The sequence below is a fragment of the Intrasporangium flavum genome (assembly GCF_001956915.1).
Lineage (GTDB): Bacteria > Actinomycetota > Actinomycetes > Actinomycetales > Dermatophilaceae > Monashia > Monashia flava.
The window spans coordinates 45,672-57,870 of record NZ_MLJO01000011.1 but is presented as its reverse complement, the minus strand read 5'-3'; the positions used below and the strand labels follow the sequence as shown (position 1 = coordinate 57,870).

Genomic DNA, 12,199 nt, shown 5'->3' with positions numbered 1-12,199 from the left:
CGGGACGCATGTGGCGGTCCGGGATTCCAGCCCGTGATCCAGCGGGTGATCGGCGGTCCTCGGGCCCAGATCCGGTTTGTAGTCTGTCCTGCGTGATCCGCCGCCACCCCGTCAAGACGCTCGTCGTCGCGCTCCTCGCCGTGGTGGCCGTGCTGACCCTCGCGTACGTCAAGCGCAGCGAGGTCCCCGTGCCGCCCACCACCGCCCCCAAGCCGGGCGAGTCGCTCGTCGTCGTCGGCATCGGCGGCCTCTCGTGGGACGACGTGAGCCCCGAGAAGACACCGACGCTGTGGGGCCTGCTCCGCGACGGCTCGGCCGCGTCGGTGTCGGTCAAGACGCTCGGCCTCACGACGTGCCCGGTCGACGGCTGGTCGACGGTCGGCGCCGGCGAGTCCGCGGGACCCGCCGCCGAGTCCGACCGGCCCGAGTGCGGGCCGCTGCCCTCCGTGGCCGGCGACGCCACGCAGGGCTTCCGCGTCATCGGCTACGACGCCATCGCCGCGAACTCCGCCCAGTCGGAGTTCCGCGCACAGATGGGCCTGCTCGGGGACAGCTTCGCCAAGGGCAACACGTGCATCCAGGCGGTCGGCCCCGGCGCAGGCCTCGCCGCCGCCACGAGCGACGGCAAGGTCGCCAAGTACTCAGAGTTCTCCGTCACGACGCTCGTGTCCGACCTCGCCCAGTGCCCGGTGTCGATCGTCGACGTCGGCTCCCTCGATGCCACCAACCCGAACCCGGCCCAGCAGGTCGAGCGGATCAACATCCTCGAGCGGCGCCTCGACCAGGTCGTCGACGCCATGCCCAACGGCGCCGACCTCGTCGTCGTCAGCCTGTCCGACCGCGACCGCCAGGAGCGCCTGCGGCTGCTCACGGCCACCGGCCCGCACTACGGGCCGGGCCTGCTCGCGTCGGCCTCGACCCGCACCACGGGCGTCGCGCAGCTGTCCGACATCACCGCGACGATCCTGCAGCGCGGCGGGGTCAACCCCGTCGTCGGCATCGGCGGCCGCGCCCTGTCGGTCGTCCCCTCCGCGAACAACAGCGAGTCCACGGCCGCGACGAAGCTGACCGTCCTCACCGACATCGACACCAAGGCCGACGCGATGCACCGCATCGTCGCGCCGTTCCTGATCATCTGGCTCTCGACGATGGTGCTGGCCCTGCTCGCGCTCTGGTGGAGCGTGCGGCGGGCCCGGCCGTGGAACCAACGCCTGACCCGTCAGCGCGGGCTCCGGCTCGTGCGCCTCGTCAGCATCACCGGCGCCGCGATGCCGGCCGCGACCTTCCTGGCCAACCTCGTGCCGTGGTGGCGCTGGTCGGAGAACACGATCGTGCTCACCGTCATGCTCCTCGGGCTCGTGCTCGTCATGAGCGCGGGGCTGGCGTTCATCTCCCTGAGCGGACCGTGGAGCAGCTCGGCGCTCGGCCCCCTCGCGACGATGTCGGCGCTCACGGCGGCCGTCATCGGCATCGACCTCATCACCGGCTCCCGGCTGCAGATCTCCTCGATCTTCGGGCTGCAGCCGCTCGTCGGCGGCCGCTTCTACGGCATGGGCAACGTCGCCTTCGCCCTCTACGCCTCGGCGGTACTCCTGCTCTGCGCCTCGATGGCGCACGCGCTCGTGCGGCGCGAGGCTCCCCGGCTAGCGGTCTTCGCCGTCGTCGTCATCGGCGGTGCGGCGCTCGCCGTCGACGTGCTGCCCGCCTGGGGCGCCGACTTCGGTGGCCCGATCGCCCTCGTCCCGGCGCTCGGCTTCCTCCTCATGGGCGTCCTCGGCTGGAAGACCTCGCTGCGCAACGTCGTGCTCGTGCTCGTCGTGGCCGGGCTCGTCGTCGGCGGCGTCTCCTACCTCGACTGGCGCCGCCCCGAGTCCGAGCGCTCGCACCCCGGCCGGTTCCTGCAGACCGTCATCGACGGCGGCGCGTGGGACGTCATGTCGCGCAAGCTGTGGGCCAACGTCGACCTCGCGATCCACCTGCCGCTGCTGCTCGTCGTCGTCGTGGCGATCACCGCCCTCGGCGTCTACGTCCTGGCTCGGCCGGGCGCGTTCGGCACCGAACCGCTGCGCCGCCTGCTCGAGGAGGCCCCCCTGCTGCACCGCGGCCTGTGGTCGATCGTCGTCATGGCCGTCATCGGCTTCCTCACCAACGACTCCGGCGCGGCCATCCCGCCCGTGGCCACGATCTTCACGGTGCCGCTCGTCATCTCGGCCGTCATGCACTTCCTGTCGATCGAGGCACGCAACGCCCCGGTCCGCCGACGCCGCGACCGCCACCACCTGTAGTTTTGGGCTCGCTCTGAGTTGTCTGGGCTCGCTCCGCTCGCCCGTGTTCGGCGCGCCTCTTCGTCACGCCTTCCCTCCTCGGCTCACTCGCTTCGCTCTGAGTTGTCTGGGCTCGCTCCGCTCGCCCGGGTTCGGCGCGCCTCTACGTCACGCCTTCCCTCCTCGGCTCACTCGCTTCGCTCGTTTCGCTCGTCAGTCCAGGCGCGACGCGCGCCGAACCTTCTCTCCGCCCGACCGACTGCTCTGTGCCCGGCCGAATGCCCTGGGACGCGTCGACTGCCCTGCTGTGCCGCCTAAGTCGGCACGTGACAGAGCAGTCACGGCCTCGGCGGGCCGTCAGTCGGTGCCGAGGCGGCGACGGAGGCGGCGGACGCCGATCGCGAGCGCGACGTCGCGGTACTGCGCGGCCCGGTGCACCTGCGAGCGCCAGTCGTGGCCGGTGACGCGGTGGTAGAGCTCGCACGGCACCTCGACGACGGTGAGGCCGGCGTCGATGACGTCGATCGTCATGCCGACCTCGACGCCCCAGCCCCGCGCGAACGGGGTGGCAGCGGCGATCGCGGCCGGTGACAGGCAGCGCATCCCCGACAGCGGCTGCTTCGGCTCCCAGCCGGTCAGCTCCTCGATGCCACGACGCGCCAGCCCGACGACGAGCCCGTGCCCGCCGCCGGACTGCTGCTGCTCGGGCAGCGTCGCGATGGTGAGGTCGGCCTCGCCGCGCGCCACCGGACCGACGAGGGCGCCGACGGCCTGCGCGGACGCCTCGAGGTCGGCGTCGACGAAGAGCACCGACGCTGAGGCGTCGACGCGTCCGACGCGGCGCAGCCCGGCGAGACGGCCCAGGCCGCTCATCATCGCGTCGGCCTTGCCGTGGTTGCGCACCAGCCGGACGACCTCGGCGCCCTCCTGGCTCGCCAGGACGGCGGTGCGGTCGGTCGATCCGTCGTCGACGACGATGACCGACACGACGCCGGGGATGGTGCGCACGCCGCGGATCGTCTCGACGATCCGGGCCGACTCGTCACGTGCCGGGATGACGACGACGACGGGCGGCTCGCCCGTGGGTCGCTGCGCGGTCACCGTCGGGGAGGCGCTCAGCGGAGGGTGACCTGACGGTTCGTCAGGCCCGCCTTGGCGCCCCGCTCCTCGGCGGTGAGCGGCTCGGTGGACGCGGCAGCGGCGTCGATCCGCTCCTTCATCGCCGCGACGGCGTCCTCGAACGCGGCGGCCTCGGCCGACGGGTCGACCTCCCACACGGGGATGAGCAGGCCGCTGGAGCGGAAGCAGCCGAGCAGCCGGCCCTCGCCGCCGAGCAGGCTGTCGCCGGCCGCGTGCAGGCGGGCCAGGGCGGTGGTGGCGGCGTCCTCGTCGAAGGGCAGCACCCAGCGGACGTAGGTGCGCTCGCCGATGCGGCACCAGTAGCAGGACGGGGCCGAGGTGAGCTTGACGGTCGGGATGGCCGACTCGTTGGCGCGCTGGAGCGACTCCTGGCCGTCGGCGTCGAGCTCGGCGTCGGCGACCCAGAAGTCGAAGCCGTCGTGCAGGTCGATCTCGAACGGGGCGTCGAGGTCGAGGAGGTCCTGCAGGCGGGCGGTGTCGACCGAGGAGACCGGGAGGGTCTGCACGGGCGTGCCGGCGTCGGCCTCGACGGCGAGCGCGATGGCCTGGGCGATGTCGCGGCTCGTGTCGCCGCTGGCGTTGCCGGACTGGATGCCGACGAGGACCTCGCCGTTCTCGCGGTGCAGGCCCGGCCACGCGAGCGGCAGGACCGTGGCGATGGTGACCTCGTCGGGCGCGCCCTCGGGGGCCTTGCCCTTGGCGAACCGCACGGTGGCCGTGGCCGCCGGGACGATCTCGCGCATCGCGACCCAGTCGGTCTCGCCGGGCAGGCCCTCGAAGGGCCGGGCGACGAAGGGGGCCGGTGCGGGACGAGTGGTGCGGTCGGCGCGGGCGCCGCGCGGACGACGAGATGCCTTACCCATGCGCGCCACCTTAGTGGCCGCACGCGCCGGGTCACGCCAGCGCGGTCGCGAGCGGGGCGAGGGCGAGCACGTCGTCCGGGCCCCGGAGGTCGAGCGGGGCGAGGAAGACGGTCGTGATGCCGGCGTCGGCGAGGCGGGCCAGACGCTCGCGGTGCGCCTCGGGCGGGCCGGCGTGGTGGCGCTCGGCGAAGGCCGCCGCCGGGGTGCGGCCGCGGTGGCGCTCGACCGCGGACCACGCGGCGTCGCGGTCGGCGCCGACGACGGGCAGGTCGAGGACCGTCGCGAGCGCGGCGTCGCGGTCGCGGCCGGCCGCGGCGACGTGGTTGAGGTAGCGCCCGACCTTCGCGAGCCCGGCCGCGTCGGAGGGCACGTTGCAGCCGTCGCCGAGGCGGGCCGCGACGCGCAGGGTGCGCTCGCCGCCCCCGCCGACGAGGACGGGCAGCTCGCCGACGGGCCGCGGGTAGAGCGTCGTCTCGGGCAGCGAGACACGGCGTCCGGCATACGGCTTGGTGCCCGGCGCCCAGAGGGCGCGCATCGTCTCGAGGCCTGCCTCGAGCAGGTCGACCCGTTGCGCCGCCGACGGGAACGGGAGCCCGTACGCGGCGTGCTCGCGCTCCCACCAGCCCGCGCCGACGCCGACGAACGCGCGGCCGCCGCTCAGCGCGTCGAGCGTCGCCGCGGCCTTGGCTGTGATCCCGGCCGGCCGGAACGTCACCGGCGAGACCAGGGTGCCCAGGTGCAGCCGGGTCGTCGACGCGGCGAGCGCACCGAGCGTCACCCACGGCTCGGGGATCGGGTCCCACGCCCGCCCGACCTGCGGGATCTGGATCAGGTGGTCCATGAGCGCGAGGCCGGCGAACCCGGCGTCCTCGGCGGCACCCGCGACGCCCCGCAACCAGTCGAGCAGGTCGGTGTCGGCGGGGAACCGCGACACCTGCAGCACGACACCGCGGCGCAGTCCCGCAGACCGTGCGGCAGCGGCGTCGGGCTCGCCGACGGGGCGGCGGTCTGCGTCGGCGCGCTCGCCAGGGGCGGCCGGTGTGACGACGTGGACGGCGTCCCAGCCCTCGGCGGCGAGGGTGTCGCGGACCGACGCCACGGCGGCGAGCTGCCCGGTGAGGACGCGTGCCGGCACGGCGCGCTCGCGGGCGCGGTTGCGCTCACGGCACAGTGCCGCCGGGCTGTCGAGGACGACGGCAACGGCAGGCAGCCCGGCGGCGCGGGCCGCGGCGAGCCAGCGGCTGCGGCGGGACGCGTCGGTGCCGAGGGTGTCGACGACGGTGGTGAGCCGGCGCCGCAGGCGGGCGTCGACGACCGCCTCGAGCACGGCGAAGGCGTCGGTCGATGCGTCGAGGTCGTGCTCACCGCTGCCGACGACGGCGCGCAGGGCGTCGGAGGAGACGACCTCGGCCGCCCGGTAGCGGGTCAGCGCCCACGTCGACTTGCCCGAGCCGGAGGCCCCGACGAGGACGACGAGGGCGGGGTCGGGCAGCGGCGCCGTCGGCTTCATGCCGACGCGTCGCTCAGTGCGAGCGGCGGCGGGAGGGTCCGCCGAGGGAGGCCCAGACCGTGCGGCCGTTGGGGTCGTCGATGACGCCCCACTCGTGGGCCAGGGAGCGCACGATGCGCAGGCCGCGGCCGCCGGGACCCCACGTGGTGGGCGGCGAGGGGCGCGGGACCGTCGGGCCCCCGCCGTCGGAGACCTCGACCTCGACGACGTTGTTCTTGACCTTCCAGTGGATCCGGATGGCGCCGTCGGTCATGGGCCGGGCGTGGCGCACGGCGTTGGCGACGAGCTCGCTGACGACGATCTCGGCCTCGTCGACGACCTCGGGGGTCACGCGGCGGGCGACGAGGTCGGCGACGATCTCGCGCCGGATCCGCGGGGCCGCGGACGGGGCCCACTGCAGGCGGATGGTGCGCTTCTCGCCCAGCGGCGCGGTAGCACCGTCCCCCATCGCGGGCCTCCTCGTGATCGGCGCGGGCCTGCCGGCCGTCATCGTCCTGCCGCTTGCTCCACCGTTCCTCTGGTTGGTCGCCACGTACAGCCTCCTCACGGCGAAGAAGTCACTCCGCCACCGTCGCACCGTAACCAAACCTGCTGCATACCTCAACGAACCATGAGAAATCTCCGACGACGAGCCGGTGACGACTCGGGGGTCCACGCGGGGCCCTGCCCGTCCAGAGACGCGTGCAGGGCCCCTGATACCCAGACGGCCGAAGATTCAACAGCCTCTCAGGAATTTCTCTTCTCTTCCGACCGTTCGCGATATATCGTCAACGTATCGCGACTGTTCGTGAGCCGCGATGGAAAGGAGAGTCCGATGCACGGACACCGACACACCCGACGCGAGTCCGGCTGGGACCAGGGCTGGGGCGGCTGGGGACCCGGTCCCGGCGGCCGAGGCCCGTGGGGCCCGCCCGGTGGGCCCGGCGGCCATGGCCGCGGACGCCCCGGCCCGCCCCCGTGGGTCGCCGACCTCGTCCGCCACTTCGGCGGGCCCGGCTTCGGTCCCGAGTTCGGCGGACGCCGCGGCCCCCGCGCCCGACGCGGCGACGTCCGCGCCGCCATCCTCGACGTCCTCGCGGGCGACGAGATGAACGGCTACCAGCTGATCCAGCAGATCTCCGAGCGCAGCGGCGGCGCGTGGAAGCCGAGCCCCGGCTCGGTCTACCCGACCGTCCAGCAGCTCGAGGACGAGGGCCTCGTCGAGGGCCGCGACGTCGAGGGCCGGCGGCTGCTGCGCCTCACCGACGCCGGGCGCGCCTACGTCGAGGAGAACGCCGAGGAGATGGCCGCCACCTGGCGCGCCTTCGAGGAGGCCGGCGACGAGGGACCCGAGGGCGGTCCGCGCGACCAGCGCTCCGGCACCGAGCTCATGCCGATCGTCGGCCAGGTCATGGGCGCCATGTGGCAGATCGTCACGACCGGCACTTCGCAGCAGCGGGCCGAGGCCGCGGAGATCCTCACGGAGACCCGCCGCAAGCTCTACCAGCTGCTCGCCGACGGCGACCCGGAGTAGACCGACGCCGGAGCCACCGTCCCGGCACCGCGCCGCACGAGTCGACGCCGGGCCACCCGCACACGGGTGGCCCGGCGTCATCGCGCTGGCTTCACGCCGACGCGGGTCCCGTCGGGCGCAGGACGAAGAAGCCGAGGTCGCGCCCGCCCGCGCGGTCCTCGTACACGGCATAGCCCGGGTAGATGGCGAGCGCGGCGCGGCGCACCCGCTCCCGGTCCGGACCGACGAGCTGCTCGGCGTGGACGGGGTGGGCGACCCCGGCCACCTCGAACGTCGCGCGTGGATCGGCGCGCAGGTTGAAGTACCAGGCCGGCGGCCGCTCGGACCCGAACCGCGAAGCGATGAGACCCCAGCCGTCCTCGAGTGGAACGGCGAGCAGCGGCACGGTGCGTGGCTGCCCGGACCTCGCTCCGGTGGTCGTGAGCAGGCCGACCGGGATGCCGGCGAGGACCGTGCTGACGGCCGGCCGGCCCGGTGCGACGCGGTGGCCGAGGAGGTCGAGGTGGTGCAGGACCCTCTTGAAGAACCACGATCCCGGCGCGGTCGCCGAGAACCGGCGCAGCCCCCGCTGGAGCACGTTCGCCTGGTCGAAGCTCGCGGCCATCCCCGCAGCGTAGGACCGTGTGCCCGCGACAGGGGCTGCTCCGGCAGGATGGGTAGGTGGTCGCCTCGCCCTCCCCGTCCCCGTCCGGCCTGCTCGTCGCCGGCACCTCCTCGGACGCCGGCAAGTCGGTGCTCGTCGCCGGCCTGTGCCGGGTGCTGGCGCGGCGTGGGCTGCGGGTGGCGCCGTTCAAGGCCCAGAACATGTCGAACAACTCGATGGTGTGCGCCGACGGCGGCGAGATCGGCCGGGCGCAGTACGTGCAGGCGCTGGCCGCCGGGCTCGTGCCGACGACGGCGATGAACCCGGTGCTGCTCAAGCCGGGCACCGACCGGCGCGCCTTCGTCGTCGTGCGCGGCGAGCCGGCCGGGACGCTCGAGGCCGGGCAGTACGCGACGGGGCGGGCCCACCTGCGCGAGGCCGCCTTCGCCGCCTACCGCGAGCTCGCCGACGCCTACGACCTCGTCGTCTGCGAGGGCGCCGGCTCCCCCGCCGAGGTCAACCTCCGCTCCGGCGACTACGTCAACATGGGCCTGGCGCGCGAGTTCGGCCTGCCCGTGGTCGTCGTCGGCGACATCGACCGCGGCGGCATCCTCGCGGCGCTCTACGGCACGTGGGCCCTGCTCGACGACGAGGACCGCGCGCTGCTGAAGTCGTTCGTCATCAACAAGTTCCGCGGCGACGTGTCGGTGCTCGAGCCGGGCCTCGAGGAGATCACCCGGCGCACCGGCGTACCGTTCCACGGCGTCGTGCCGTGGCTGCTCGACGTGTGGCTCGACAGCGAGGACACCCTCGAGGTCGGGCACTGGCGCGCCTCCACGGCGCTGTCCGCCCTGGCCCGCGACCGGCTCAAGGTGGCCGTCGTCCGACTGCCCCGCATCTCCAACGCCACCGACGTCGACGCCCTCGCGGCCGAGCCCGGGGTCGACGTCCTCGTCACCGTTGACCCGGCCGTCGTCGACGCCGCCGACCTCGTCGTGCTTCCCGGGTCCCGTTCCACCGCAAGCGATCTCGCCTGGCTCCGCGAGCGCGGCCTGGCCGACGTCGTGCTGCGCCGGGCGGCCGCCGGTCGACCCGTCCTCGGCATCTGCGGCGGTTACCAGATGCTCGCCCACGACATCGAGGACGACGTCGAGGGCCGGGTCGGCAGCGTCCCCGGGCTCGGACTGCTGCCGACGCAGGTCGTGTTCGGCGAGGCCAAGGTCCTGGCCCGCCCGACCGGTGCATGGGCGGGCCACCCCGTCGACGGTGCGTACGAGATCCACCACGGCGTCGCCTCGCGCCTGCCCGACGACGACCCCTCCCCCGGCGCCGAGCCCGAGCCGTTCCTCGACGGCTGGAGGTCCGGCTGCGTGTGGGGGACGATGTGGCACGGCGCCTTCGAGAGCGACGCGTTCCGACGCGCCTGGCTCTCCGGTGTCGCCCGGGCCGCCGGCTCGGAGTGGGAGCCCGACGCGTCGGCACCGGGGTTCGCCCAACGCCGTGAGCGGATGCTCGACACCCTCGCCGACGCGCTGGAGGAGCACGTCGACCTCGACGCGCTGCTGGCCCTGACGCGCGCCGGGGCCGACCTCGACGCCCACCTCGAGGAGGAGGTCTCGTGATCAAGCGGATCCGCATCATCGGCATCGGCATGGGCAGCCCCGGGCACGTGACGGGCGAGGCCGCCGAGGCGATCGCGTCGGTCGACGTCTTCCTCGTCGCCGACAAGGGCGACCGCGCCGCCGACCTCCTGGCGGCCCGACAGGGCGTCGTCGACGCGTTCGTGCCCGACCGGTCGTCCTACCGGTTCGTCCAGGTGTCCGACCCGAGTCGCGGCCCCGACGCCGAGCGCGACGCCGCCGGATACGACCGCGGTGTGCGCGACTGGCACGCGGCACGCGTCGACGCGTACGCGTCGGTGGTCGAGGGGCTCGGCGACGACGAGCAGACCGTCGGCTTCCTCGTGTGGGGCGACCCGGCGTTCTACGACTCGACGATCCGCGTCGTCGACGCCCTCGTCGCCCGGTGGTCCGCGCAGGGGGTGCACGTGGAGCACGACGTGCTGCCCGGCATCAGCGCCCCGCAGCTGCTCGCCGCGCGGCACCGGATCCCGTTGAACCGCATCGGCGCTCCCGTGCACGTCACGACCGGCCGGCGTCTCGTCGACGAGTACGACCCGTCGCTCGGTGACGTCGTCGTCATGCTCGACGGCGGTCTCGCGTGCGCCGGCCTGGTCGACCTCGCCCCCGACCTCGAGCTGTTCTGGGGCGCCTACCTCGGCACGCCCGACGAGCTGCTCGTGCGGGGCCGCCTCGCCGACGTCGTCGACGAGGTGCAGCGAGTGCGCGCCGAGGCCCGCGAGCGCCACGGCTGGGTCATGGACACCTACCTGCTGCGGGCCCCCGAGGGCACGCCGACGCCGGCGCACGCGGGCCCGGCCTTCCCGCCCTTCCCCGAGGTCGTGTCGCTGTCCGACGGCGAGCTGACCCTGCGGCCCATGACGGCCGCCGACTGGCCGGTCGTGCTCGGCGAGCACAACAACGACGAGCAGCTGCGCTGGGGCTTCACGAGCGACCGGCTGACCGAGGCCGACGCCCGGCGCAGCGCGGCCCAGGCGCCCCGCGACTGGCGTCGAGGGCGCGGCGCCCGGTTCGTCATGGTGGACGCCCCGACGGGCGAGGGGGCCGGGCTCATCGGCGTGCTCTCGCTCGGCCCGCCCGGGGTCGCGCTCATCGGCTACGGGGTGCTGCCGGAGTTCCGCGGCCGCGGGTTCACCACGCGGGCGCTCGTGCTCGTCACGGAGTGGGTCTTCGCCCAGACCGGGATCGCCCGCCTCGAGCTCGGCCATAAGGTCGGCAACGTCGCCTCGGGCCGTGCGGCCGAGAAGGCGGGGTTCACTCGTGAGGGTCTGCACGCCGCACGCCTCGTCAACCCCGACGGCTCGCGGTCCGACGAGTACTACTGGGCCAAGGTCCGCCCGACCTGACGGCGGGTGCGTAGCCTTCGCGCCATGGACGTGACAGGGGACGCCGTGGCGAGGCCGCTGGTGGGCGACGGCTACGTGGACGACCTGCCGTTCGCGCGGCAGCCTCGCGCGCTGCTCCGGCCCGCCGCCGTGGCCCTGACGGTCGGCGCGGTGTCGCTGCTGCCGGTGGCCGTGCGTGCCGGCAACGCCGCCGGCCTGCAGGCAGCGTGGGACGCGGCACCGCCCGCTCACGACCCGGGCCCGAGCCCGGTCCTCACCGTGGAGCAGGTGGCGGCCTGGCTCGGCCCGGCCACGTTCCTCCTCGCGGGCGTCTTCGCCTGCATCTGGCTCGTGCGCGTCCAACGCATCGTCGTGCGCGCCGACCTCGTCGACGTCTTCCACCCCGACAGCGCGCTCTGGATCATGTGGGCCGTCCCTCTCGCCAACCTCGTGCTGCCGGCGCGGCGCCTGGCGCGCTTCGACCGCGTGCTGCACGGGACCCGGCACGCGTCGTGGGCGGTGTTGGCGTGGACGGTCTGCTGGGTGCCCAACGCCAGCCCCGCACTCTGGCAGGCCCGCCTCACCCGTGACGACGTCAGCCCGCTCGTGCCGTTCGTCGACTGGCAGCCCGGCATCGTCGCGAGCGCCTGGTGGCGGCTCGGGGTGGGCGTCGTCGGGTTCGCCCTGTGGGCCGCGGTCGTCGTGCGCCTCACCCGCGCCGCCCGAAGCGTCGACGCCGACACCGCCTCCCGACTCGCTCGCAGCACCCCCGGTCTGCCGGCCGCCTCGTAGGTCGGCCGGGCACGGCGAGCCGTTCCGCGAAACGCCCGGGGCGGGGCCTCGTCCCGGCATACGCTCGTGCCCTTGCCGGAGCACGGAGGAGTCGCACATGAACGAGGGGCCTGCTGCGCCTGCGGGTTGGTACCCGGCGGGCGACGGGGAGCGGTACTGGGACGGGCAGGCCTGGACCCCGCACACGCGTCCGGCGATGGCGCCGCCCGTACCGACGGACTCCTACGGGCTCCCGCACCAGGGGGCGGGTCCCGGCCCGTTCCCCCGGCCGGCGTCGGGCCCGGCGCCGTGGGCCACCCCCGGCGCGCCGGTCTACCTCACCCAGGTCGCGCCGAAGAACCCGGCCCTGTCCGTGCTCGCATCGTTCTTCCTCCCGGGCCTGGGCAGCATGATCAACGGCGACGTCGGCAAGGGCGTCGGCATCCTCATCGGCTACTTCGTCAGCTGGGTCCTGACGATCGTGCTCGTCGGCTTCATCGGCATCCTCGGCTTCTGGGTCTGGGGGATGGTCGACGGCTACCAGGGCGCGCGCCTGTGGAACGCCCGGCACGGGATCGTCAGCTAGCGCC

Annotated in this window: 11 protein-coding genes; 6 read left to right on the top strand and 5 right to left on the bottom strand. The window is 74.3% G+C overall.

The genetic code is table 11. The features are described from left to right. The first annotated feature begins 92 nt into the window (after positions 1-92). Positions 93-2,285, top strand: a complete 2,193-nt coding sequence (locus BIV28_RS09355) for a hypothetical protein (protein ID WP_083707192.1) — start codon at positions 93-95, stop codon at positions 2,283-2,285. Between the two features lie 336 nt (positions 2,286-2,621). Here BIV28_RS09355 and BIV28_RS09350 read toward each other — a convergent pair whose 3' ends face one another. From BIV28_RS09350 to BIV28_RS09335, 4 genes are read right to left on the bottom strand one after another with little or no spacing between them, the layout of a single operon-like run. After that, complete coding sequence (locus tag BIV28_RS09350) at positions 2,622-3,365, bottom strand: glycosyltransferase (RefSeq protein WP_083707191.1); 744 nt, start codon at positions 3,363-3,365, stop codon at positions 2,622-2,624. 14 nt (positions 3,366-3,379) lie between these two features. Continuing rightward, the gene (locus tag BIV28_RS09345; RefSeq protein WP_076261250.1) at positions 3,380-4,267 is read right to left on the bottom strand and encodes a DUF5926 family protein; all 888 of its coding nucleotides are present in this window, start codon (positions 4,265-4,267) and stop codon (positions 3,380-3,382) included. A gap of 31 nt (positions 4,268-4,298) precedes the next feature. Continuing rightward, positions 4,299-5,777, bottom strand: a complete 1,479-nt coding sequence (locus BIV28_RS09340; RefSeq protein ID WP_076261248.1) for an LLM class flavin-dependent oxidoreductase — start codon at positions 5,775-5,777, stop codon at positions 4,299-4,301. A gap of 13 nt (positions 5,778-5,790) precedes the next feature. Then, positions 5,791-6,225 (bottom strand): ATP-binding protein, encoded by a 435-nt coding sequence (locus BIV28_RS09335; protein WP_076261246.1) that lies wholly within the window; start codon positions 6,223-6,225, stop codon positions 5,791-5,793. Positions 6,226-6,591: 366 nt separating this feature from the next. On the opposite strand from BIV28_RS09335, the gene BIV28_RS09330 reads away from it, so the two are divergent. Further along, complete coding sequence (locus BIV28_RS09330) at positions 6,592-7,290, top strand: PadR family transcriptional regulator (RefSeq protein WP_076261245.1); 699 nt, start codon at positions 6,592-6,594, stop codon at positions 7,288-7,290. A gap of 91 nt (positions 7,291-7,381) precedes the next feature. On the opposite strand, the gene BIV28_RS09325 is transcribed toward BIV28_RS09330, so the two are convergent. Beyond that, the gene (locus tag BIV28_RS09325) at positions 7,382-7,894 is read right to left on the bottom strand and encodes a nitroreductase/quinone reductase family protein (protein WP_076261243.1); all 513 of its coding nucleotides are present in this window, start codon (positions 7,892-7,894) and stop codon (positions 7,382-7,384) included. 56 nt (positions 7,895-7,950) lie between these two features. Here BIV28_RS09325 and BIV28_RS09320 point away from each other — a divergent pair, with 56 nt between their 5' ends. From BIV28_RS09320 to BIV28_RS09300, 4 genes are all read left to right on the top strand, one after another. Continuing rightward, complete coding sequence (locus BIV28_RS09320; RefSeq protein ID WP_076261241.1) at positions 7,951-9,495, top strand: cobyric acid synthase; 1,545 nt, start codon at positions 7,951-7,953, stop codon at positions 9,493-9,495. Further along, on the top strand, positions 9,492-10,859 hold the full coding sequence (gene cobF / locus BIV28_RS19725; protein WP_083707190.1) for a precorrin-6A synthase (deacetylating): 1,368 nt from the start codon (positions 9,492-9,494) through the stop codon (positions 10,857-10,859). The genes BIV28_RS09320 and cobF overlap by 4 nt, the downstream gene beginning before the upstream one ends. A gap of 24 nt (positions 10,860-10,883) precedes the next feature. Further along, positions 10,884-11,630 carry a hypothetical protein gene (locus tag BIV28_RS09305; RefSeq protein ID WP_207555876.1) on the top strand — a complete coding sequence of 249 codons (747 nt, stop codon included), beginning with the start codon at positions 10,884-10,886 and terminating at the stop codon, positions 11,628-11,630. 97 nt (positions 11,631-11,727) lie between these two features. Continuing rightward, on the top strand, positions 11,728-12,195 hold the full coding sequence (locus tag BIV28_RS09300) for a DUF2510 domain-containing protein (RefSeq protein ID WP_076261237.1): 468 nt from the start codon (positions 11,728-11,730) through the stop codon (positions 12,193-12,195). Positions 12,196-12,199: the final 4 nt, after the last annotated feature.